Origin of the sequence: Niabella aurantiaca DSM 17617 (genome assembly GCF_000374125.1) — a bacterium.
Lineage (GTDB): Bacteria > Bacteroidota > Bacteroidia > Chitinophagales > Chitinophagaceae > Niabella > Niabella aurantiaca.
The window spans coordinates 504,763-530,459 of record NZ_KB893625.1 but is presented as its reverse complement, the minus strand read 5'-3'; the positions used below and the strand labels follow the sequence as shown (position 1 = coordinate 530,459).

Sequence of the window (25,697 nt, the reverse complement as noted above, 5' to 3'; positions counted from 1 at the left end):
CGGCCAACCATCAATTGCGAACTCCAGTTCGCTGTATAGGAGCATAATATCGAACAGAGAGCCATAGGATCGGGTCATAACCTGACGGTTATGGTAGAAACATTCATGAATAACAGAGACAAAAAATATTATAAAATCATTCGAAGCTATCGCCCGCACAACGGACCGGACGGGCGTTTCAGGGTTTAAAATAATATCCGGTTGCCGATCCGTCACGTCGGACAAAACGAGCATTCACTTTAAACGAAGGCTGACAGCATTCTGACAACAGCTGTTGCAAGTCCTTTCCTCAATCACCGATCCAGCGCTCCCAGGCTGCTGCCTGTTCCTTCAGCACATCGCCGGGAACAACCTGAAGTTTTTTCAAATCCCGGTCTTTGCCGTAGGCCGCTTTAATAACGGACAGGTCCTGCCCAAAAGCCGGATCGCCTTCAGCGCCCACGCCCGCCAGCAGCAGCTTTCGCGGAAACAGGCTTGCAGCCAGGTCTGGAAGGTCGTAAACACCCATGCTCCCCGGCACCGCGTTCTGAAGAAACGCCGGATCATAATCTTCCTTCATAACCAGGGCGCGATAAGACGGGCAATGCCCGGTTAGCGCAACCCCGCCAATGTTCCTGTCAAAAGCTGCAGCGTGCAGCAACACCGGCTCCATTGCGCCCTTTGCCAACCCATATACTTCCCCGAAATCGGCCTTCTTTAACAAGGCGGTCAGCTTTACCACATCCGCGGCCCGTATACCCACAATGCTTCTTCCGATCAGCAACGCCGAAAACCAGCTATTATAGGATACGCTGTCGATGTACGAATCGCCTTTAAAGATTCCCGGCCCCATTTCACCGGTACCAATAAGATCCGGAGCCAGCACGGTGAAGCCCTTACGGACAAACCATTCCATTTCCCCGCCCTCCCCTGATCCGTCTATCTTTCCGGAAGGGCTCAGGAAAATCAGCGCCTTGCCAGTAGCCGCATCCGGTTTCAGGAGCAGGTAGGGAATCACATACGCACCCTCTCCTTTCACAAAATATTTTTCCATTACATATCCCTGCCGCTGTACCCGGCCGGTAAAAACAGGCGTATCCGTTTCCATGGGCGGCCGGTAACCCGAAAGTATTTTCGCGGACCGGATCCGGTCCGCGAAATTGCCGTTCCCGTTCCTGCGTTTTTTTTCTAATTGCGCTGCTTCTTTTTCCGCGGTCAGCTTATTCAAACTAAAGACCGTAGCTCCTTTCAGGGAGGTGCTCAACTGCCCGGTTTCGGTCACCTGCAGCGCGTCTTTTAGAGGCGGCACTTTTTCGTCGGTGGGATCGCCGGGATTATCCAGGTACTTTTGAAAAAAAGCATACATCGCCTCCCTGTTCTTTTTTGTGGAAGCATGGGGCGCATCATCGCTCACCCGGCGAAAGTTACGGTCCCTGCCATACGCCCGGTACAACCTCGCTACTTCCCCGGCCGTTTCTATTGCACCCTGTACAGGAAACATATCGCGGCTGGTAGTGAGCATCAGTGTGGGCTTTGGCGCGCGCACCAGCAGCAGGTCCGCCATATCCAGCCCATGTGCGATAGCACCGGTAAAATTCTGTTCCGCATCCTGGGGACCCATCGACTGGTAGAGCCGCGTAAAATTTGTAAAATAATTCTCCGGCGCCGATGCCTTAATGCGATCATCGAACGCAGCAATAAAAGCGCTTTGCGTGCCACCACCCGACCGCCCGGTAATGCCGATCCTGCCGGTATCCACCTCTTTGCGCGTAAGCAGGTAGTCTACCGCGCGGATGCCGTCCCATATAAAATAAGACGCCAGGCTTCTTCCGGTCATGAATACCTGGGCACCGGCATAAGAATGTTCATAAGAAGGATACTGGAAACGGGACTTCCCCGTTGCCGGATCATAATACTGTAACCGCTCACCCTGTCCTGCCGGGTCAAATGCCAATACAATAAAGCCCTTCCGAACAAGGTTCACAAGAATGTTTTGATACGCCCGGTAACCACTTTCCGAATGCCCGCTGCAATAAATAATAGCCGGAGCCTTCCCGTTCTTTAAAACGGACGGAATAAAAAGCGAAGCCGTAACATAGAAGCGGGGCTGCGATTCGTACACGACGTTTTCAATCCGGTAGTCGTCTTTCTGCACCACTTTTGTAATAACGGGGTTGAGCGCTGTCTTCGGGGGAAAGGGCCCCACAACCCGGTTCAGCTCCTGCCGGATCCATTGCTGTCTTTTTTTCCATTCCTCGAGGGAGCCGATGGCAGCCACTTCGCGACTGCGCTTTTCCAAAAAACCGTAAGCCTGCCGGGCCAGGTGATGGTATAACGCATTGGGAGCATCCGAAAACCGCATCCAGTGCCGGGTGCCGCGGATGCCGTCAAATTCCTGTTGCGAAAAGACTGGCAGCACCGCATACGCCGTGATCCATAAAAAAAGAAGAACAGGTTTCAGTAATGCGGCCGGCCGCTTAAAAATAACGCACATAAATAAAAATCATTTTTCAAATCATCCCGGGTAATTTCCAGCTCATTAAAACGATTTATCTGCCAGGTCCCACCAAAGCCTTGTAGCGCCATTGTCGGGGCCATTGAGCATCGTCGCGGCCTCATTGGCGCCGTTGGTATTGGTATTATATTCCCTTTGGGGGATGGGCAAACGCCGGATGCCGGGTATGGTAGGAATGATGCCCCCGCTGTTGTTTAACACAATGGGAAACAGAACCGGGTAGCCCGTTCTCCGGTATTCCGCCCAGGCTTCTTCTCCATCCGGGAAAAGCGCGATCCATTTTTGGGTGATGATCCGTTCCAGCTTGCGGTCGTTCGACACTCCTTCCTCCCACTTAACCGTTATGGTGCTCAGGTAGGGTGAGCCGGCATCCACATCATTCTGCCCCGGGGTCATTGCCTTGGGATCCGTGTAAGGCGCCGGCGTATTGATGGCATTATTTTTATAGGCCGTCACTTTATCGCTCAGCCCGTACTGTTCAAAAGACCGGTCGATGCCGGTATTGTAATCCGTTGCGGCATCTCCTGCATTTGCCCAGCCTCTTAAAGCGGCTTCCGCCTTTAAGAACCAGGACTCTGCAGCCACCATCATCTGCATCTTCGGCGGCAGCGGCACCAAAGCGGAATAGCCTTCATAACGCGACTTTGCATCAATGTTGATGCCGCAGCGGATGCCTTTAAACTGCCCGGCAACCGCCGCATCCTTAGCGGGTAAAAAATAAGCGCTTACCCTCGGATCTTCGAACCCGGACAGGATCGATTCCATCGACGCCCCCATTCTTATATCGCTCCAGTCATTGGAGATGGTCGTTTGCGGGTGTGTTGTCAGCAATTTTATAAAGCAGTTCTGGCCGTTTTCCGTGAGCAGGCCACCGCTCGCCGGATCCAGCGCTGCTTCGCCCTGCGCTTTAGCTTTTTCCGGCGCCACTTTTGAAATACGGAGCGCCATTCTCAGGCGCAGTGAATTGGCATAACGCAGCCAGTTTCTATAGTTATCGCTGGTATAGGCCAGATCCGCTTTCTGCATCTGGGGAGAAACAGGCGCCTCTTTGAGGCTGACAAGCGTTTTGATGGCAGTATCCAGGTCGCTGAAGAGGAAGGTATACGCATCCTCCTGTGTATCGTAATGCACGGTTCCGTCGTCATCGGCCTGGTTATACCGGCTGAAAATAATGGGACCAAATTTATCCGTCACCCGGTTCATGGCCGTTACTCTTAAAATACGCGCCAGTGCATCCAGGTCTTTGTAATCCGGAATAGTGCGGGCCATTTCCACTACCTTATAAGCAGGGTTCATCACTGTCTGGTACCGGTTCACAAAACTGGAGGCGCAATAGGGCTCAATAAGATTATAAGTGGTGTTGTAGGCGTTGGACCGGAAGGGTGAGGGTGGCATCATAAAGCCGCTGAAACTGTCGCCATTAAAATTTCCTATTTGCTGATACGCAGCCGGGTTATCTGCAATGAGCGTGCGCTGTGCCTGCTGCAGGAATGAGGCCACCAATGTATAATCGCCATTGGCCTGCTCATCCGTAAGACCCGCCGGATTGGTATTGATCTCTTTAAAGTTCTTTGTACATGCCGAAAACATCAGAAGCATTACGATGAGCACAGTTACCCCCCCTGTACTGTTTTTAAACGGGCACCGGTGTTTAAGATTGTCAGAATTCAAAATCATATCAGAACCTTAATTTTAAGTTAAGACCATAACTGCGGGTAGGAGGCAATCCGAAGATGTCAAACCCGGAACCACCTTCATCCGTGGTGGTTACCACCTCGGGGTCATAAGGCGCATCGTTCCTGAAGAAGAACAGGTTTCTGCCTACCAGGCCCACACTGGCCGATTTAATGAATTTGGACGCAAGGGGAAGCTGGTACACCAGCGACAGCTCGCGTAAACGGATATTGGTGGCGTCATACAGCTGCCCTTCGGCAATGCCATTCCTGTTGCCGATGCCGTGATAATACTTTATCGCCGGCACCATGGTTACGGGCGTGCCGTCCTGCCGTGCCCCGTTGATCGCAACGCCACCCTGCTCCCGTGCATCCGCACTTTCCTGGCTATACCCGAACGCATTTAAGAACCCCTGTGTATTGCTCACCACCTTTCCTCCAAACCGGCCATCGATCGTAAAAGACAGCAGCAGCTTTTTGTACTTCAGCCGGTTCACCCACCCCACGATGGCACTGGGGTTTGACGTACCCAGATACCCGGCAGGGGCCGTCATCGGCACACTGTCGTTGCTTACAATAATCTGCCCTTTATCATTCCTCAAGAATTTGGGACCCCACAGGTCGCCAAAAGAACCGCCCACCCTCAGCACGTTATAGCTGGAACCGATCGGGTAGGTATTCCCCAGCTTGGGATTCAACTCCAGCACTTTGTTCCTGTTGGCCGTATAATTGAAGGCTGTATTCCATTCGAACCGCTCACCCCGGATCACTTTATAGTCCAGGGCAATTTCGATCCCCTTATTTTCTACATTGCCGGCATTGATAAACAGGGTGGTATTGAGCATCCCGACCGGACCCTGGAAAGAAAAGAACTGGTTCTTTGTATTGGATTCATAAAGCGCGGCATCCAGGCTCAACCGGTTATCCATAAAACGCCCTTCAAGCCCCAGCTCAAGGCTTTTGCTTAACTCCGGCTTCAGGGGCTCATTATTAAAAATACCCGAGTTGTTCACATTGATCTCGCCACTGCCAAAATTAGCCGCCGGTATCATGCTGGTAAATTGCTGTACCCCGTTGCCCGTGGAAGCATAAGAGAAGCGCAGCTTGCCGAGGTTGACCCAGGAGGGCATTTTTATGAATTCATTCAGCAATGTGCTGATGCCGGCAGAATAATAAAAGTACCCCGACTTCTCGCTAGGCGTGCCGGCAAGGGTGGAAGACCAGTCGTTCCTTGCTGTGAGGTCCAGGTACAGCAGCTCTTTATAACCCAGGTTGGCGGAGGCAAATACCGACTGCACCTGCTGCCTGCTGAATGATTCCCTGAAATTGGTGATCGGCTGATCGCGGTAAATATTGTTTAATAAAAAGGCGTTTGCAGTGTTCATTCTCCGGATGTCGATCGACCACCCGGAGCTCCGGATATCATTGATGGACGCACCCAGGGTAAACCCAAGCTCCATATCATCTGCCAACGTTTTCTGCCCGTTTAACAACAGGTCTCCGTACATCGTTTGCCCCGAACCTTCATCCCGCATATACCGCCCGTTATCGGGAAGCAATACCAGTTTACTGTTATCGGGGTCGGTATAGATCTGCCCCGAGGAAGCGCCCTGGGTTCCTGCGTACACCCTGCGCTCAAATTTATTCCACATTTTGTTCAGTGTTCCTCTGGCGCTCAGGTTCAGCCAGTCATTGACCGCATATTTTAAAGAGGCCGTAGCAATTATATTTTCCCGCGACTGATCTGTTGGGTTCTTATTCAGCACCCAGTAAGGATTTTGCGAAACGTTGGTGCCTGTTTGCCCTGCAGCATTTATGTTGAACCAATTCTGAAGGTATATATTCCTTTCGGGCGAAAGGTATTGGTAGTTGTTCTTAAAGTCCTCAAAATCCAGCCCCCGGGGGAACATATACAAGCCGGCAAGAACACCGAAGTTAAGGCCGGATGCGGCGCGGTTGTGGATCTTTTGGCTGGCGTACATGATGCTGCCGTCAAAAGTGAGCCGGTTATTAAAAAAGCGGGTCGTATTCCGGTAGGTAACGGTGTTTTGCTTAAACCGTTCGGTTGGCATGATCCCTTTGTTGGTGATATTGGCATAGGAAAAATAATTCTGCATTTTATCATTACCCCCGCTCAGCGCGATGCTGTTGATCAGTGTAGCCCCCTTATTAAAGAAGTCCTTTACATGATCTTTGTACGCCCCTTTTGGGCCCCAGCTTTCTTCATTATAAGATACGCCGCCCTTGGGGTTGGGGGTTTGACCGTAGGTGAACTGAAGCCGAGGCAGGTAGAACGCTTCTTCAACAGTTGCCATGCTGGAGATATCGATCCGGCTGACGCCCGCCACGCCTTTTTTTGTTGTTATCAGGATGGCGCCGTTGGCTCCCTGGCTTCCGTATAACGCAGAGGCATTCGCGCCTTTTAAAACGTTTACCGAGGCAATATCATCTGCATTCAGGGTACTTAGGATATCGCCCCGGTCTACTGCCCCGCCCAGCGCGCCTGCAGGACCGCTTCCTTCCGTATTGGTAATGGGTAATCCATCCACAATATAAAGCGGCTGGTTATTCCTGGGAGATTTCAGCCCCCTGAGCACGATATTGACCGACCCCCCGGGACCGGAAGAGCTCCGGTTGATCTGCACCCCGGATACTTTTCCGACAAGATTGTTCATCACATTTACATCTTTTGTATGGGTGAGCCTCTCCCCGGAGACGACCTGCGTGGAATAGGTAAGGCTTTTTGCCTTCCTTGAAATACCCAGCGCCGTAACCACCACTTCATTCATATTGACCACATCCTTCTCCAACAACACATCAATGGTGGCATGTTTATCTACTGCAATTTCGAGGGTCTTATACCCCACGTTGCTGAATACCAATGTTGCGGCCGGCGAAGAAACCGTAATGCTGTACGCGCCGCCGGCATCCGCTGTGGCCGCAGCTTTCCCGTCTTTCTCCACGATGCTTGCCCCCGCAACCGGCTGGCTGGTACTGTCGGTCACTTTTCCGCTGACACGGAAAGCCCCGTTCTGGGCCATGGCCGATACGCTCAAAAAGACTACCGTATAAAAAAGAAAAATTGCCTTTTGCAACGGGAGCGCGCGCCGGCTCCTTTTATTTTTTTGTTTTCCAAACAACCGTCTGATCATACTCCCTGGCTTAATTGATTCGGAATTATCTAATCTTGAAATACAGCGGGTCCCTGCTTTCGCAACAGCAAATCCCTTAAGGCTTTGCCTGCTGCAAAAACCAGCTGATATTTAATAGACAACTCCGGTTGTTAAAAAGGGGGTATCGGCCTTTAAAAAAAATCAGCATATTTATTTGCCGGGCACAAAAAGGATGGCATCGGCAACCGGGGTGCTGCCGGACAATTCAACAAACGCTTTTTGCCCGGGTGTAAGCACATAGGTTCCCAGGGCCACCCATTCGCCGGAGGTCTGGCCCTGCACCTGTACATCGGATGCGCCGACGGTTTTTCTTGTTTCGCTTTTCCCATCATGGATCCGGGCAACGGTCTGGATGGCGGTGTTCTTCAGTTTTGGAAAATAAGCATAGATCTGATAAGGGCCTTGTTTTTTAACACCTGGTATAAACCGGACGGACGGCGGTACTCCTGCTTTTGAACGGCCCAGGAGGTAGGATGGCCCGTAACCGCCCCGTTTTTTTCTTTCCCAATCGCCCCGGATCACCACCTGGGTGCTGTCCTCATTGTCGATCAGTATTTCAGCGGCGCTGCCATCCGCAAGCGGGTTCTGCTTCAGTTCTTTTTGTATGCCCGTTACATCTACCTGCTGTACCGGAACACGCTGATCGATCGCCAGGCAGGCAGCCACCGCAGCCGACTGCCCAAGCACCATAAAGACCGGCTCCATCCGTATGGAGCCAAAAGCGATATGCGATGCGGAAAGGCAAACAGGCACCAGTAAATTGGAAGCTTCTTTTTGTTTGGGTGTAATGGCCCGGTAAGAGACGGGGTAAGGATCAAAACCGCCCACTTCCACGTTCCCTTCATTCTTCACCATCCCGTTCACCACCTGCCGGTCGCAGTTATGCGAATCCATCGTATAGGCTGCCATGCCCACACCATCGGTAACCACCTGCTCGCCGGTACAATGATGCTGGGTTATTACCAGCGCTCCAACCATCCTGCGGGCCTCGCGGATGTAGAGCTGCGGTGTCCAGTTATCATTATCCATATATTCATCTTTAGGGTAGCCCCATTGTTTCATTTCTTCACGGATAAAATCCGGAACCCGGGGATCATGCCCCACAAAATACAGAAGCCCCCGGGTATAATCTTCATGCAGCTGCTGGATCCTGGCGCGCTCATCATAACCCGCCTCCGGATATGCCCAGTTCATCCCAATCAGGTCCGTAGAAAAGCCACCCCTGTTATTGATATCGGTTTTTCCGTTGGGCATCCGGCTCCAGATAAAAATATCTTTCAGCGACTTCCAGGGCTGGCGTTCTTTTAAACGGAGCAGCAATGCATACCTGGCTGGGTCATAACGATCCGGTTTGCCGATGGGGAGCCTGTTCTCTGGTACATTCGTCAATGTAATGCGATAGTTATATGCCTGTACTTTTTTATCGCCGGCACCCGGGACCGCTACCGAGCCGGTGCTGATGCCCCAAAGGAGGCCGCTTCCGGGGTCTCCCGGTATTTTGTAAGGATCAATCCCATCCGGAAACTGGTGGCCCTCCATCAATTGAACACCATTGATCGTTTCCTGATACCTGCTGTTCGCTTCCCTCCCAACCGCATAGGAAACGCCGGCAGCAGCCATCAGATCGCCCTCATAGCTACAGTCTATAAATACTTTTGCACGAACGGTCAGCTGACCGGAATCCCGCCTGGTACTTTCGAGCGTAATGGTATGGATGCGGTTCCCTTTTTTGCCGGCACGGATGATCCTGCGTTCAAATAACACCGGGAAACCCGCCCGCCGCACATAATCATTAAAAATACTTTCCGCAACTTTCGGCTCAAATATCCACTGCTCCAGTTTTCCGTAATGCGCACCGATGCGGCGGTAGAAATCCCGCGCCAGACCGGTTACCACGTACTTGTTACCGATATCCGTATAACCCAGCCCACCCGAGGTCAATCCTCCTAAATGCCTGCCCGGTTCTATCAGAACCGCCGTTTTTCCCATCTTCATCGCCGTATAGGCTGCAATGACCCCTGCGGAGGTTCCGCCATAAATACATACATCGCTTTCCAATACCTTCCGGTGCTGCGCAACGACCGGACTCATCGGCAGCATATTGCCGATGAGCACCATTAGCACCCATTTTTTTACACGCAATTTTTTATCCTCATTCATTTTCAAAAAATTCAAATTCATACCCGGTCACCCTGCGCTGCCGCAGGACCGGTAAAATAAAAAACGGCCGCGAAACCCGAGGCCCGTACCCCATTCAGAACGAAACATTGAGGCCAAACGTTATCGTCCGGGCATATGGATATACCGAATAGTCAAAGGCCGGCCTTAATGCGGAATTGCCGAATTTTGAAACCTCGGGATCAAAGCCCTCATACTTTGACCAGGTGTACAGGTTTTGCCCCGATACATAGAACCGCAGGCTGCGCAACCCCATCCGGCCCGTTATTTTTTCCGGAAGCCGGTACCCCAGCTGTACCGTTCTCAGTTTCAAATAAGAACCATCCTCAACGACGCGTGTGGAATACAAAAGATTATCAGGGCCTGCGCCGTTGCTGCGGAAATACCGGTTATTCTGGTTTTCCGGGGTCCACCGGTCTGTATAAGCTGTAAACATATTCTGCCCGTTATTGTACCCCCCTCCTTCAAAGATGATGCGGTTTGCGTTGAAGACATCCCCTCCGTACGAAAAATTAACGAACAGGTTCAGGTCAAAGTGCCGGTAAGAAAAGTTATTCGAGAGCCCGCCCGTAAAGCCGGGGTTCGGGTCGCCGATTATGGTGGCATCTTCACGGTTGACCGTTCCGTCCCCGTTGAGATCCCTGTACCTGATAAAGCCCGGCTGTATGGCTTCACTATAACCAGGCACTCCTTCTTTTAAGCTATAAACACCAGGGGCCGTTTCATCAAAATCGGCATACTGGTAATTCCCGTCCCAGATATAACCATAAAATAAGGCGATCGGCCGTCCTACCGCTGCTATATATAAAGGCACATTGGATGTCAATGTATTCCAGGAAGCTGTAGTAAGCCGGAAATCCTCGCCCTCCGAAAGCGCCAATATCCGGTTCCGGTTAAAAGCGATGTTGAAGTTGGTGTTCCAGCTAAAATGCCGGTTCAAAATATTGACCGTATTCAGCGTCAGCTCAAAACCGCTGTTGGCCACCTTGCCAATGTTTTTAAACACCGAAGTAAACCCGATAGAACCGGGCACCGCAGCATCCAGCAGCAGGTTGGAGGTTGTTTTTTTATATACATCCGCCACCAGCGAAACCCGTTCATCAAACAGCCAGAGGTCCAGTCCCAGGTCCGCCTGTACCGTTGTTTCCCATTTCAGGTTCCGGTTACCCAGCTCTTCCAGCCGGGCAGCGGGAACGGGCGCATCGCCATAACTGTACCCGCCGGAAGCGGGAACGCCGATCCTCGAAAGATAGGCAAAGTCCGACACCCGGTTATTGCCCGTGGCACCGTAGCTAAAACGCAGCTTTGCATTGGAAATAAAAGATAAGGGCCTGATAAAATCCTCCTCGCCAAGCTGCCAGGCAATGGCGCCTGAAGGGAAATAACTCCATTTATTCTGCGGTGCAAATTTTGAAGAGCCATCCGCCCGGAGCGACGCCGTAAACAGGTACCTGGATCGATACGCATAATTGACCCGACCCAAAAAAGAGGCCAGTGTATAAGCGGACGATGTTGCATCAATGGATACGGGGATCCCCTCGTCGATACCGGCAATGCCCAGCGCTTCATTGGGTATATGATTGGCCGCAGCCCCGTAGCCGGAAGTGTTTGTGCCCTGCAGGGTAAACCCACCCAACACATTCAGCTGATGGGCCGTGCTGATCTTCCGGTCGAACGACAGCGTGTTCTCATTGACCCCGCTGAGCCGTTCCTGGTACAGCACGGAACCGCTGACCCCATTGTCTTTGCCCGACTTGGTGAGGGGGCTGCCCTGCGGCGTCTGGCTGTTATTGAACGCTTCGCTCCGGCCCACCGTCCGGGTGATCCCGCCTGTCATCTTCAACCGGAAATATTTTGCAAACGAATACGTCACCTCCCCATTCGCCGTCCATATATTTGATACCTTCCGCCGGAGCTCGTTCTTTGCGGTCTTTACCGGGTTAAAGCCATTTAAGGTGTAAATAAAATCCTCGTCGTTTAGCCCCGCATCGTCTTCTTCACCGATCCCGCTTCCCGGAACAGGCCGGAAAGCCCACACATTGTAGAGCAGGCTGCCCGAGAAGAACCCGTTCCCGTCCAGCGTGGGGCTGGTGCCATACTGATCCAGGTGGCTGTAATTGGCATTGACACTCACTGTCAGTCCTTCGCGCACTTTTTGATCGATCCGGATGCGTCCCTGGTAACGCTTATAACCCGAGTTGATGATGATCCCATCCTGGTTAAACAGGGAACCGGAAATGCTGTACCGGGTATCTGCCGAGCCGCCGCTTAATGACAGGAAATAATTCCGGAACGGGCGGGCGCCCAGGAGCGTATCCTGAAGATCCGTTCCTTTTATATTGCGAAAATAGTCCAGGTCCCTTCCTTCCGTTAAATAGGTAGAATCGGCATAGGCCGGGTTCCGCTCCTGTATATATTTTACAAACTCATAGGGGCTCATCAGCGCCATTTTTTTTTTGTTTTCCTGAAAACCATAATAGGTATTGAACACCACCACCGGTTTCCCGTACTTCCCCTTTTTGGTGGTGATCAGTATCACCCCATTGGCTCCCCGGGCGCCATAAATAGCCGTGGAGGAAGCATCCTTGAGCACTTCTATCGATTCGATCTCCGCGGGGTTGATCGCATTGTTGTCGGGGTTTTCCATGGGAAAGCCATCCACCACATACAACGGCGAATTGTCCTGCGTAATGGAATTATTGCCGCGGATCGTGACGGCTACAGGAGCACCCGGCTGCCCATCCGCCACCCGGGCCGTCAGCCCTGCCACCCGGCCGGCCAATGCTTCTTCAAACGAGCGCACGGGCGCCTTCTCCAGGTCGACCATGCTCACAGAAGCTACCGATCCGGTGAGGTCCCGGCGCCGGACACCGCCGTAGCCGATAGTAACAATTTCGTTGAGCCTCTGCACTTCCCGGACCAGGGAAACATCGATCACCGCCCGGGAAGCTACCGGCACTTCGCGTTCTTTAAACCCGATATGCGTAAATACCAGTATGCCCTGTTTGTCCGGTATGAGAATGGCGTAACGGCCCTTTTCATCCGTAACCGCTCCCACGGCGGTATCTTTCACCCTTATATTTACGCCCCGGAGCACATTACCCTGTTCATCGGTCACCAGCCCTTCCACTTTTAAAGAAGGCACCGCTTCCGGCTTTGATACCGGCCTGGCTTTTATAACAATCGTTTTATTGATGATCTTATAGGTCAACGGCAGGTTTCGCAAACATTCATCGAGCGCTGCTTCGATGGAAGCATTGCGCACGTTAATGGATACGGGGCCTGACCGTTCAATTTCCTGTTTATTGTAAAAAAAATGATACCCGGTTTGCTTTTCTATAGCCAGCAGGACCCGTTCTATTGAGATCTTTTTTGCCGAAAGCGTTATCGTCTGACCATAGGATCTGGAATATATAGAAGTGACTAACAGAATAGAGATGACACAAGTTAATTTCATGGATAAAAAAAACTTTAAACCGGCTATCAGCTCATTACAACAATCGTCTTCCCTTTAATTTTAAGATCGATACCGCTGTATTTAAGAATGGTCAACAATTCCGAAGCCTTTACATTCCGCGAGATCCTGCCCGTGAACCGTTTGGAAGGAACGGGACCGTCAAAACGGATCTCCAGGTCATACCACCGGGCGATCGCCCGCATGATGGTGGGAATATCGGCATTATCAAATTGGAACAGCCCGCTTTTCCAGGCGACCGCCTCCTCCGTATTTGCATTCCGGATCAGTTTGGCTCCGCCCCTGTCGTCCAAAACAGCCTGCTCGCCGGGCCGGAGCACCTGGCTGGCCTGCGCTGCTCTTATCTTAACAGCGCCCTCCAGCAGGGTCACTTTTTTTGATCCTTCCTCCGGGTATGCCATAATATTGAAATGCGTTCCCAGCACTTCCACATCAGCGCCCCCCGATCTTACCTTAAAGGGCATTGCCCGGTTCTTTGCCACTTCAAAATACGCTTCCCCCGTCAGTGTTACCACACGTTCCGTGCCAGTAAACGCAGTGGGGTATTGTAAGGAAGAAGCTGCATTCAGCCATACCCTGCTGCCATCCGGCAGCACTACCTGGTACTGGCCGCCACGCGGGGTCGTGAGGGTATTTACTGCAACTTCCGGACCGGCGGCTCCCAACGACTCGTAGATCAGCTGACCGTCCTTTGTTTTGGTAATGCGGCAGCTACCCTGAACCACCGCCGCGCCGCTTTTCATTTCCGTAAGCACAACGGTCTTTCCGCCGGCAAGCGTCAGTGTTGCCCTGTTGCCACCGGGAGGGGCATCTTCCTTTACCGGCTGTCGCGCAATATTCTGTGCGGGCTTTCCCGGGGCCGGCCGCATCATAAAATAAGCGCCCAGGCCTGCCACAATGAGGAGTATCGCCGCCACGGCCAGTCGCCGGAGCAGTACCCTCCTCTCCATGCCTGCATTGCGGACCAATGGTTCCTGCCGCTGTTTTTCCAGTACCGCATCCAATAGCCGTGCACTCTCTGCCGGCTCAAACGCTGCCGTAGCCGGCTGGTTTTTCCATTCATCAAGCAGCAAACGGGTCAGATCCTTCTCTTTCTTTTCATCCAATAAATAAAAAAGTTCCTGCAACTCAGCGTCGGTAGCCGTTTTTGTATGATAACTGTTAAGAAGGTACGCAAATCTTGACTTTGACACATCCATTGAATCTGATTTAATAAATTTTCCCACAGCTACATCTATAAGACATTCCGTAACCCCAAAACGGGGGTACCTCCTTTAAAAAAAGATAAGAAAAACAAGGAACAATACAATTACATCTGAGTTTTGCGTCATATAAGCCGTTATTGAAGCAGTGGCGATGCGCAGGTAGCTTTTTACGGTTTCCCGCGAGAGATTGAGCTCCTGCGCTATTTCGGCATATTTCAGCCGTTGATGCCGGCTTAACAGGTACACTTTCTTTTGCTGGGGCGGCAGCTGGTCAATGGCCTCATCCAGCTGACGGTAGTAAGCGTTTTCCGGCAGGTCGTCCGCGGCAGGCGCTGCCGACGGGTCTTTCTTCCATTTTTCCTGTTGCTTTAATTCCCGGGCCAGTTTTCTCAGGTAGTTTAACGCATGATTTTTAGCCAGAACAAATAAATAGGCGTCGATATTGTTTACCGTTTCCAGCGTGCTGCGGTTCATCCACAATTTCAAAAAAACATCCTGTACCACCTCTTCCGCCAGTTCCCGGGAACCGGTGATCTGTACGATATAGCTTCCTACCCGCTGGTGGTACTTATTGAATAAGTGCCGGAACGCCTGCTCTCTCCCTGCTGCAATTTCTGTTAATAATTTTTTGTCCTCGTTATACATACTCAAATGGAAGATGGCTCAGCAACTCCAAAAAGATCCCGTTCCGTTTTCTATGCTGGGCTTATACATTACCAATGACCGAACGATCTGATCAATAAAACAATGAGCATCTGCAATACCCCAAAGCAATAAAAATGCCGGGACCGGATCTCAATCGTTTAACAGAAACAGACCATGAACTCTCCTCTGCATAATCCGTCTGAAAGCAAAAGTTACAAAATCAGATGGACCCAAAATTACGGAAACATTTTCGAGGCCGTTAAAAATTTGCGGGTAATTTTCGATGATCCGGCACTGCCTGTTGCATCACAGGATCTTTTAACACTGCGGGTATTATAAATGAATGGATTGCAAAAAACCGGGCGGGGCAAACGGGAATCCGATGATCCTATACCGTGTGCCTGACCTTTACGAAATGATGCCCGGTCATAAGATGGCGCTGATACCGGCGCCTTTTTAACCAATCGCCGGGGCAGCATGCGACCACAATCACCAACTACAGTTTTTTAAACAACACTGCCACCCGGAATGCAAGTACGATCTATAACCCGGGAAATACCTTAGTACGGTGATCAAAAACGGCCTGCGTTCGCTGTTCCCTGGCTTCGCCGCGCGAAACAAGATTTCAGCAATCAGCCTTCAGCCCAGCAACAATTGCTGAAGACCGAAGGCTGAAAACTCAGATCGCAATATCTTAAACTTTAAAATCCCACCATTTCTGATCCGACTGGGAGGAAGCCACCACATTGTCGATAAATGCCATTCCCCGCACCCCATCATCTACCGAAGGGAAATCAAGACTTTCTTTTGAGGGTGTTTCATTATTCAGTTTGGCCTGCAAGGCTGTTGCAAAATTCCGGTAATGATTGGCAAAGGCTTCCAGGTAGCCCTCGGGGTGCCCGCCGGGAGTGCGGCAATTGTGCTTAGCATAGTCGCCAAGATATCCGCTGCCGGCGCGATATACCTGGGTGGGGGCATCCAGCCATTTTACCAACAGGGTATTCGGTTCCTGCTGGTGCCATTCCAGCCCTCCCTTTTCACCATAAACCTTGATCCTGAGCGCATTTTCCTCGCCTGCAGCTACCTGGCTGGCAATGAGCACACCGGAAGCACCCTGATCAAATTTCAGCAACACCGCACCGTCATCATCCAGGTTACGCCCTTCCACGATCGTGTTCAGATCAGCGCATAGCTTTGATATGTTCTGACCGGTGATGTACTCTGCCAGGTTTGCCGCATGCGTACCAATGTCGCCCATACAACCGCTCTTCCCGCTCTTCTTCGGATCTGTACGCCAGGCGGCCTGCGCGTTTCCTTCACGTTCAGACAGGCGGCTCAGCCAGCCCTGGGGATATTCCACATACACTTTCCGGATCTTACCAAAAGCACCCTCCGCCACCATCTGCCGGGCCTGTTTTACCATTGGGTAGCCGGTATAGGTATGGGTCAGACAGAGCATCAGCCCGGTTTCGCGCACTTTCTGCTGCAGCTGCTTTGCCTCATCCAGGCTAAACACCATCGGCTTTTCGATGACCACATTAAAACCATGCTCCAATGCCATCATTGCCGGGGCAAAATGCACAAAATTGGGTGTTACGATCGACACAAAATGAATGCGCTTATCTGCCGGCAGCTGGCTTTCCTTCCGGATCATTTCTTCGTAGCTCATATAAATACGGTCTTCCGGCAGAAAAAGCAGCTCGCCGGATTCACGGGCAACCTCCGGATGAACACTGAGTGCTCCGCAGCTCAATTCGATCAATCCATCCATATTGAACGCCAGACGGTGAACAGCCCCGATAAAGGCATCCTTGCCCCCGCCGATCATACCGACACGCAATTTCTCTCTTTTCATATAGTAATCTTTATTTAATGTGAATGATTATAAGGGTGCAGTGCATACTGCAAAAAAAATGGTATGCATGCGTTACGAATATACAGATTTCTGATTTCATCCCTACAATTGGTGAGGAAGAATTAACCGCCCCGATCCTTTACCTATGATTTTTTTCACGATATTGCGTTGCAATAATTCAAAAATGAACCTCAGGATAATAACTGCTTCCATCGCCTGCCTGTTCGCCGTGGCATGCAAGCAAATGGAGAAACAACGGACCGCCGAACTGCTGCCTGAACAAAAAGACACCGTTATCAAAAAACAGCCGGTACCGGAGCGCCCCCGCCTCACCTACCGTTTTATGAAAAAAAAGGAGTGGCAAACCCTCAAGGACAGTTTTGAAGGCGCCCGGCATCTTGACCTTTTAATTGCGATCAATCGCACCGACTCCGTTCATATCCGTCGGCTGGACAGCATCCTGGTACCCAGCGATTTTTCATTGCCCCGCACGGCCTACCTTCCTTTCCCGGAAGAAGCGGCCTTCTTAAAAGGGGTCCATAAGATCCTGCTCTTTTCCCTCCGCACACAAACCTTTGCTGCGTATGAGAACGGCAGGCTGGTTTTAACCGGTCAAACCAATACGGGTCGCAAAACCAAACCAACACCGGAGCATTTATACTTTGCCAACTGGAAAGCCCGGAAAACGACCAGTACCATCGACGACGAGTGGGTGCTCCAATGGAATTTTAATGTGCACAATACCTGGGGGATCGGTTTTCACGAATATGCGCTTCCGGGCTACCCGGCGTCGCATAGCTGTATGCGGCTGCAGGAGCGGGATGCCCGGTTCCTGTATGGCTGGGCGGAGCAATGGATCCTGAAAAACAATCAGCAGATAGCCGCCGGAACCCCGGTCATTGCTTTTGGGCAGTACCCGTTCGGACAGGCAAGGCCCTGGTTCCAACTTGCTGAAGATCCGGCAGCGCTGACCATTTCTCCCGACAGCCTGAAAAGCCACCTCGCCTCCTGGCTTCCGGAGGTCCTGAAAAAGCAGCAACAAAGAGACTCTATCGTCTGGAGCTCCTCCCAGGCAAAGCTGTAATCCTGCTTCCGCAGCAACCAAAGTGCAGCGAGCGCAGCACTTCAAATGCTAAAGGCTGAAAGCTGATCGCTGAGTCACCCTGCACATGGGTAACAACATGGTTCATTATTGTAAAAACTGGTCGGGAATTGAAAAGCAAGGAAACAAAAGCAGTTAGCCGTGGTCGCTTTTAGCATTTTAGAAATAGTCAATGTTTCTCCCTAGCATAGGGTGAAGTTAATCCTTAAAAAAAAGTTAAGGGCAACTATTCGATAAACTCCCTGAAATCATAAGACGAAATCCGGTTTTTCTTCGCCGGATACCCGCATTATTCAAAAACAATGGTGGCGTCTCCTCCCACGGGATATCCCTGACAGGTAAGCACCCGCCCTTTTGCAATTTCTTCATCCGTCAGTACTTCATTGTACGCCATCCAGATGGTTCCGGAAGTACAGGTGGCCACACAGCTGCCGCATTGCCCCGATTCACAACTGTACGGCAGCTCAAGCCCCGCCCTTTTGCCCGAGGCCGTAATCGTATGCGGGTATTGCACGACCAGCTGATGCAGAACCCCACCGATCCGGATGGTAACCCGGTGCGCACCCAGGTCCGGCGGCTTGGGCTTCACCAGCCGGGGCATCGGATAAAAATCCTCCTTAATGATCTGCTTTCCTGTTACACCGTTGCTCTTTAACGAAATGCCGGCCATAAGCATATAATCATAAGGGCCGCAGATATAGAACAGGCTATTCCTAAGGATCTGCTCCGGCAGGTGTTGCTTCACAAGGTGTGTCAATACCCAATGACTGAGCCGCTTCTGTAAGATCTGGGGGTGGTTGCTGAACATAAAGTGGATCAGCAGCCGGTCGGAATATCGTTCTTTTAATTGCTTCAATGCCTCATAAAAAATGACATCCGCCGGGGAGCGGTTGCTGTAGAGCAGCATGACCTTTTCGCCCGTGGTAGCCAACAGTGTTTTGATCAGGGAGAAACAGGGTGTAATGCCGCTTCCCGCCGCAAGAAAACAAAATTGCTTTCCCCGGACATCTTCCGGCAGCACAAAAAAACCACTGATGCCGGAGGTTTTCAACAGGTCACCGGTCCTGGCCTTATAGATCAGATACCTGCTAAACTCGCCATTGTCCAGTTTTTTTACGGTAAATGCAAGGGCTTCGCCCAGGACCGGGCTTGAAGAAATGGAAAAGGAACGCCGTTGCTCGCCGAGATGGTTTTGAAAGACCAGTGTCAGGAACTGCCCCGGTTTGTAAACCGGTTGCCATCCTTCCAATGGCTCCACAACAAATGTTTTTGCATCTGCCGTTTCCTGTATAATCGCTACAATCCTGAGTTTTTTGATCACCGGACCATTCATCCCGCTAAATGTACTAAATATCCTGATAATGATTAAAGGGAGTGCATTGCATTTTTATTCCCGAAGCGGCCACCCGGATCCGCACCCATCCCGACACATTAGAAATGTAATGCGCCCGGATGCCGCGCAGGAAGGAGCTGAAACGAAAAAGCGTTCCCGTATAAACCGGAACGCCCTTTTTGCCTCCAAGTGTTTGCCTATAGTCTTATGTTTATTTATCGAGTCCCAATGAACGGTGCTCCCTGATCTCTCTTCCCCCTCTGCATCGAAAGCCCGGGAACACCGGAACGGATAAAAACAACAACCCGGTAAAGATAGCGCTGCCCGGTGTAGCTTGCGCTCATGAATGGCTCAAAAGGCAATAACTGTCGGCCAATGAACATCTGCGGCCGTTCAGAATGACAACATGCTATAAAGTAACTTTTAATACAATCTCTTTAACGAGGCCGTAATTTCATAAGTGTCATGGACACGGTTCATCATGCCCCGGGCCCCTGGCGCTCTGTTGTTCTTTTGGACTTATAAACGGGTTGAAACCCCGTTCTTGCCGGATCTTTCGAGGCCGTGCTTCTTTCGTTAAAATGATTGCAGAACCCCGTTTTTTTTACAGATGGGTTTAATTATTTCCCGACGATTTATACGGTCCGGAGTATCAAATGACCACCGCGCAGCCCGTCCAGGTCATCCGGGCAGGCTGGCAGGATGGGCCCTGATGGCATCGCAGATAAACGCGCATGAATCTGAGCGGATCTGCGTTCGTGATATACGTTAACACTTAGAACCTGCTGGCAGCGTACCGGCGAAGGAAAGAGCGGATCCTCAACGAGTCGCGGAAGAGCCGGTTGCTTCAGCGAAGGTCTCTAATAAATACTTGGTAATATTTCCCGGCTTTTGCGACTTGCAGGTGAGGTAATACGGATAGGGGATCACTTTCTTTAAAAGGCGAAGCTCATAATGTACACCATTTGCCGTAACCCGGAAATAGAAACGCTCCTCTTCCTCCTCCTGTACATCAATGGTAAAATCAAAAGAAGTGGAGAAGTCCTGCAGCTGCTCCCGCAGATAACACTCCACCGACTGGTACAGGAAAGAGCGTGTGGCAAGTCCCCGGTAATTGGGATAATGGATGCGCTGCCGCTCGGTGGCCTCCAGGATGGCATCCACATCCTCCACCATCACCCGCCCATAATAGATCCCTGCAGGCATGCATACAGCATTGGCGGCAAAACGGTCGCCTCCTACATGGGTGCTTTCAAAAACAGTAACACGCCGGTCATGATTTTCGATAAACTTAAATACCGGGAAGCCGAACTTCGCGCAGCATTTATCTTTTTTCCCGTTGGTGCACACCACAAAAAAGGGATCAGTTTCCCAGATCGTATCCGGGCTGTTCACATAATACTCCAGCCGGATGGCGGCCACATCTGCCAGCGTGGAGTGCAGGGTCAGGTAGCGTTGGCGGAGGCAATCCACATAGATCAGCCGGCAGCTCTTAAAGTCCGTCTTCCGGTTGCGGATCAGCAGGAGCTTTGCTTTTTTCTGTTTTGCCAGGACCTGAAGACCGGCTATAAAATTGGGATCAAAATGCGCCTGGTCCATTTTCTCCGGAAACGGATCGCTGTGCTCCAGCAATATGAACCCGTTATAGTTGGCAGCTGAGCCATGGATATCCTCTTTATAATACCTGGATGCTGCGCTGCAAAAGAAAACGTGCCGGGTGCCTGTCTTATTCAATGATCGTATTTATTTTTGTTTATGAATGATAATCCTCGCCGTAAACCACGCCCTCCCGGATCAGCTGCGTCACAGCGGCCATCCGGGTGTCTTCCGGTTGCTCACCCGGCAGCTCCGCCACGGTAAATTTTTCGGCCTCAAATATATGATCAATCGCCTGCTTTAAAGAACGGGAAAATGAAATGGTCTTACCAAAGCATTTCACAAAGCACTGTCCATCCGCTTCACCACGCTCATAGAACACATTCCTGTTCACCTGCAATACCGTATCCTTCCGGAGCTTTTTTACCTGCAACAGGTTGTCAAAATAGCCGTGGATCTTCTGGGGCTGCATTTTCCGGTACTGGTTATCCAGCTGCTGCAACGCCTCCGCCCGGGCCAGCCGGCCAATCGTTTCCTTCAGCAGTTCTGTCTTTTCCCCGATGAGTATGTCCAGGTCGTTGCGCCAGAAAGGAACCGCCTCCCGGAACGCTTTTTCATTTTCAAGCTGCGTTAACAGCTCGGAAAAATACCGGATCCAGGTAAAGGAAAGGATCCCGATGGTAATATGGGCGGAAATGCCGTCGTCTGCCACGGCATCATGCACGTATCCCCTCGGAATATATAAAAAATCACCGGGGCTCAGTTGCAGGGTCTGCTCCGGTTCTTTATTGTACCCTTTGCTCACAAACCCCTGGTTCTTTGTGGGCAGTTCCTTTTCAAAACCATACAGGTGCCAGGTCTTGGTTCCGGAGATCTGCAGCACAAATACATCGTGCGTATCCCAATGAGGGTTAAAGCCCTGCGACCGGTTGGGCGTGATGTATAAATTTGCCTGGACCGGCGCATTAAATTTTCCGGACAGTTCCATACAACAACCCGACAAATGGTCAAAATACCGCTGGCCAGCCTGGATCACCAGGGTGGCGCCTTCATTGAACAACGCGAACGCTTTTTCCGTATGAATGATCCCATCGCGTTTGTGATGCCCGATGGGCACTCCCTTCAGCGTATAGGATGCAGAAGGCACTTCCTTCCCATCCTTCACCACGCGCAGCGACGGATAAAAAATATCCTGCCGGTCGAGGAAAGCCGATATTTCCGAAGCCGTTAACACAGACCGGTAATAGGCATCATCATTCCGCGGAACATGCAGGATCTTTTTTTCATGGTAGGTATAAAAAAAAGATTCGACGGAACAGGGAGCAATGATGTTATCAAAAAATGTGGTCATAGCCGGGAAAGATTTATGCTACAAGATAATAAAAAAGCCGCAGCATACAGGATGCCGCAGCTTTTCACGAAATTCATTTTTATCAGGCATTGTCCGATCCGTCGGTATCACTTCCGTCGCCGTCCGCGCCGCCATCGCCGTCTGCTCCTCCATCTCCGTCGGAAGCATCGGACCCATCGCCATCACTGCCGTCACCGTCTGCGCCGTCACCATCCATTTCTGAATATTCATTTTCCGTAACGCGCGTTACCTGAAACTCATCTTCATTTAACAAGAGTTCATTTAGTTCCATAATCAAAGTTTAAGGAGTTTAGAAATAGTTTACTAAAGTAAGTTAATCAATTTTTTTTAAACCACCCGTTTCGCCGGTAAATTTAATAGATCGTTATAAAACGACCGGCCGGACGTATCCTGTTTTTCCAATCCGCAAGGAGATCTGTGATCTGTAATTTGTTATTTAGTAATTATGACTGTTATTTTCCCGCCCGGGCCCAGCTGTCTTTCAAAGTAACCGTGCGGTTAAAGATCATCTGCTCCGGCGTGCTGCCCGGATCCAGCGTAAAATATCCTTTCCGTAAAAACTGAAAGCGTTCCTCAGGGCCTGCTTTTTTTAATGCCGGTTCTGCCAGCGCGTTTGCCACCACCCGCAGGGAATGTTCATTGATGTAATCCGTAAATTCCCCTTCTGCATTTGCCGGATCCTCCGCGGTGAACAGGCGGTCATATTCATTTACCTGTATGGAAAAACAGTCCCTGGCATTTACCCAATGCAGGGTTCCCTTTACCGATATGCCCGAAGTATCTTCCCCGCTTTTGCTGTTTGCAAAATAAGAGCAGTTCAATTGCACGATGTCACCTTCAGCATTTTTTATCACTTCATCGCATTGAATGATATAAGCGCTTTTCAAACGTACCTGTTTCCCTGGCGCCAGGCGGAAATATTTCTTTGGAGCGTCCTCCATAAAATCGTCCCGCTCTATATACAGCTCATTACTGAACGTTATCGTACGGCTGCCACCCGCCGGATCTTCCGGGTTGTTTTCCGAATGCAATTGTTCTCCTGTTCCGGCATAGTTGGTGATCACCACCTTCAACGGATCGAACACCACCATCCGGCGCAAGGCAATTTTGTTCAAATGTTCACGGGCACAAAACTCCAGCACTCCGGCATCCACCAGGTTATCTCTTTTGCCTACTCCGATACGCTCGCAATAATCCCGGATGCTTTCCGGTGTATAGCCTCTCCTCCGCAGCCCCGCAATGGTAGGCATACGGGGGTCATCCCAGCCGGAAACATATTTTTCGGTCACGAGCTGCAGCAATTTCCGTTTGCTGGTCAGCGTATGGCTCAGGTTACGGCGGGCAAACTCGTACTGGTGTGACGGATAAATTTCCAGTTCCCGGATCAGCCAGTCGTACACCTCACGGTGTGGCACAAATTCCATGGTACAGATCGAATGGGTGATCTGCTCGATGGAATCGCTTTGTCCGTGGGCAAAATCGTACATGGGATAAATGGCCCATTGATCGCCGGTGCGGTGGTGATGCGCCTTTTTGATGCGGTACAGAATGGGATCACGCATGATCATGTTCGGAGCGCTCATGTCGATCTTTGCACGCAATACCTTTTCGCCATCGGCGTATTTGCCATTCCGCATTTCTTCAAACAGCTGCAGATTTTCTTCCACGGTGCGCTCTGCATACCGGTTTCTGTGACCCGGCTGGGTGGGCGTTCCCTTTTGCTCAGCAATTTCTTCACTGCTGCTATCGTCTACATAGGCCCGTCCTTTTTTGATCAGCTTTACTGCATAAGCATACAGCTGCTCAAAATAATCCGAAGCATAGAATTCGTTTGCCCAGTCAAAGCCCAGCCACCGGATATCCTTTTTTATGCCCTCCACATATTCCGTTTCCTCCGTTACGGGATTGGTGTCGTCAAACCGGAGGTTCGTGCCGCCTCCGTATTTCAGGGACAGCCCAAAATTGAGGCAAATACTGCTTGCGTGGCCAATATGTAAATAGCCATTGGGTTCCGGGGGAAACCGGGTCATGATCGTCTTATATTTCCCTGCAGCCAGATCCGCTTCCACGATCTCCTCCAGGAAATTCAGGCTCTTTTTTTCTTCCGCTTTATTCTCTTCCGTCATAAAAATAATAATCAGTTCAGTCTGCAAATGTAGCTAATTGTCCGTAAACGAGTTACAACCATGCATCACAGCCGGCGCCACGGCGGGTGTTGTCTTCACCCCGCCGCTCCGCAGGCAGTTCCTCAAAAAAGGCAACAGAAAATGCCATGGGATCCGGAAATGTGCCGGGCCAGAGACGAAGGCCCGTTCATTCAGCCGTCTGCCAGCTTCAGGTCTGCGCGCATTAAAAATACATTGTAGTCCTTCCATACGGACATCAGGAAATAAAGTGTTTCACCGGTTGCTGTGGGATAGATAAATGATCCGTACAAACCCGGGTAGTCGGAAGCCGGCACCAGTATCTTGGGGCTGCTCCATCCCTTCTGAAGCTCCTTTGAATCGCGCAGTACCAGCGCTTTCCTGCTCACATCCAGGTAGGTAATGATCCATCGCTGCCATGTTTCATTATAAATCACCGACATCTCCCCTGCCGGAGCTTCGATGACGGGTGTTGCCATGGCCTCGTTGTTCTTTACCCAGCCCCGGTCTGCATTCCAGTAAGCATACCGGTACTGAAAAGCAAGATCCTTTTCCCCTGCCCGTAAAAGATAAATGGCCCCGTGCCGGCCTGTGGGCGTTCCCAGCATATAAACGAACCCATTACGCTTTGCAAAAGCCGCCTGGGCAAATTTACTTCCGCCGGGGAACCGCACGCTGTGGCAACGGCTCCAGGTTCTTCCAAGATCCGCAGACCGGAACAGCCCGGAATAGTTCGTTTTCCAGCGGCCGGGCACCTCCCAGCAATGAATGTTCATACAGTGTACATAATCGGCATTGCCGGCATGAATGGCTGCCGTTGGGATCATGGTATGCTCGCCTTTGCAATCCGGATCATGACGGCTGGCGATAACTTCTTTTGCTTCCGTTTTCCCCGCATCCGTAAGCATCCGGTCGAAAGCGAGCCCGTCCGACAGATCTTTATCGTTTGAGAAAGCCAGCACATTCGAACGCCAGCCGCCCGCGTTTCCCGGCCCTCCGCCACCAGGTCTGAAATCGCTGCCATAGGTATCGCCAAAAAACAGCCCCACAGATCCATTACCCATTTTCCATGCGATGCCCAAATCGGTACCGCCTACGTTATAAGCAAGAGCGGTCCTGTTCGGATCCGGCAATAGCGCTCCAGCGTCGCCCGAACCGGTAACACGAGCGATCCTTTTGACATTAATAGGCAGCAGATCCCGTTGCTGCGGTACCGTCATCGCCCTGCTCCCGGCCAATTCCATAGCACCCGCGATGGCCGGCAGCAATAAAATAAATTTCAATCCCTGCATTGTAGCTAATGATTTTATCCCCGCAGCATTTTTACCACAGCCGATACCTTCTGTTGATGATCAAAAGACGTAACTCCCGGGGACCTGCTCTTATACCGATCGGATATCCGTAAAAGACCCATTCTGTTGGTCTAAACGGCTATTACATCCGCATTATACG

At 51.1% G+C, this 25,697-nt stretch carries 15 protein-coding genes; 1 reads left to right on the top strand and 14 read right to left on the bottom strand.

Going from position 1 to position 25,697, the window contains the following annotated elements:
- Positions 1–289: 289 nt before the first annotated feature.
- The 8 genes from B160_RS0102165 to B160_RS0102110 all read right to left on the bottom strand — a co-directional run bounded on the left by B160_RS0102165 (position 290) and on the right by B160_RS0102110 (position 16,698).
- Complete coding sequence (locus B160_RS0102165; RefSeq protein WP_018626206.1) at positions 290–2,473, bottom strand: alpha/beta hydrolase family protein; 2,184 nt, start codon at positions 2,471–2,473, stop codon at positions 290–292.
- Between the two features lie 45 nt (positions 2,474–2,518).
- Entirely contained in the window at positions 2,519–4,171 is a 1,653-nt protein-coding gene (locus B160_RS0102160) for a SusD/RagB family nutrient-binding outer membrane lipoprotein (RefSeq protein ID WP_018626205.1), read from the bottom strand.
- 1 nt (position 4,172) lies between these two features.
- A complete protein-coding gene (locus B160_RS0102155; RefSeq protein WP_018626204.1) occupies positions 4,173–7,319 on the bottom strand; it encodes a SusC/RagA family TonB-linked outer membrane protein in 3,147 nt (1,048 codons plus the stop codon).
- Between the two features lie 171 nt (positions 7,320–7,490).
- A complete protein-coding gene (locus B160_RS0102145) occupies positions 7,491–9,500 on the bottom strand; it encodes an FAD-dependent oxidoreductase (protein WP_018626202.1) in 2,010 nt (669 codons plus the stop codon).
- Between the two features lie 94 nt (positions 9,501–9,594).
- Complete coding sequence (locus B160_RS0102135; protein WP_018626200.1) at positions 9,595–12,975, bottom strand: TonB-dependent receptor; 3,381 nt, start codon at positions 12,973–12,975, stop codon at positions 9,595–9,597.
- A 26-nt stretch (positions 12,976–13,001) separates the two neighbouring features.
- Positions 13,002–14,192, bottom strand: a complete 1,191-nt coding sequence (locus B160_RS0102130; protein WP_018626199.1) for a FecR family protein — start codon at positions 14,190–14,192, stop codon at positions 13,002–13,004.
- 75 nt (positions 14,193–14,267) lie between these two features.
- Positions 14,268–14,843 (bottom strand): RNA polymerase sigma-70 factor, encoded by a 576-nt coding sequence (locus B160_RS0102125; RefSeq protein ID WP_018626198.1) that lies wholly within the window; start codon positions 14,841–14,843, stop codon positions 14,268–14,270.
- Positions 14,844–15,537: 694 nt separating this feature from the next.
- The gene (locus tag B160_RS0102110) at positions 15,538–16,698 is read right to left on the bottom strand and encodes a Gfo/Idh/MocA family protein (RefSeq protein ID WP_018626195.1); all 1,161 of its coding nucleotides are present in this window, start codon (positions 16,696–16,698) and stop codon (positions 15,538–15,540) included.
- A gap of 184 nt (positions 16,699–16,882) precedes the next feature.
- Here B160_RS0102110 and B160_RS0102105 point away from each other — a divergent pair, with 184 nt between their 5' ends.
- Entirely contained in the window at positions 16,883–17,782 is a 900-nt protein-coding gene (locus B160_RS0102105; protein ID WP_018626194.1) for a L,D-transpeptidase, read from the top strand.
- A gap of 307 nt (positions 17,783–18,089) precedes the next feature.
- On the opposite strand, the gene B160_RS0102100 is transcribed toward B160_RS0102105, so the two are convergent.
- From B160_RS0102100 to B160_RS0102075, 6 genes are all read right to left on the bottom strand, one after another.
- Positions 18,090–19,058, bottom strand: a complete 969-nt coding sequence (locus B160_RS0102100) for a flavin reductase family protein (protein WP_245562135.1) — start codon at positions 19,056–19,058, stop codon at positions 18,090–18,092.
- Between the two features lie 894 nt (positions 19,059–19,952).
- The gene (locus B160_RS0102095; protein ID WP_018626192.1) at positions 19,953–20,867 is read right to left on the bottom strand and encodes a ferredoxin family protein; all 915 of its coding nucleotides are present in this window, start codon (positions 20,865–20,867) and stop codon (positions 19,953–19,955) included.
- A gap of 19 nt (positions 20,868–20,886) precedes the next feature.
- Complete coding sequence (locus tag B160_RS0102090) at positions 20,887–22,080, bottom strand: cupin domain-containing protein (protein ID WP_018626191.1); 1,194 nt, start codon at positions 22,078–22,080, stop codon at positions 20,887–20,889.
- An 82-nt stretch (positions 22,081–22,162) separates the two neighbouring features.
- Positions 22,163–22,372 (bottom strand): hypothetical protein, encoded by a 210-nt coding sequence (locus B160_RS0102085; protein WP_018626190.1) that lies wholly within the window; start codon positions 22,370–22,372, stop codon positions 22,163–22,165.
- A gap of 181 nt (positions 22,373–22,553) precedes the next feature.
- Positions 22,554–24,227 (bottom strand): glutamine--tRNA ligase/YqeY domain fusion protein, encoded by a 1,674-nt coding sequence (locus B160_RS0102080; RefSeq protein ID WP_018626189.1) that lies wholly within the window; start codon positions 24,225–24,227, stop codon positions 22,554–22,556.
- 191 nt (positions 24,228–24,418) lie between these two features.
- Entirely contained in the window at positions 24,419–25,537 is a 1,119-nt protein-coding gene (locus B160_RS0102075; RefSeq protein ID WP_018626188.1) for a glycoside hydrolase family 183 protein, read from the bottom strand.
- Between the last annotated feature and the right edge of the window lie 160 nt (positions 25,538–25,697).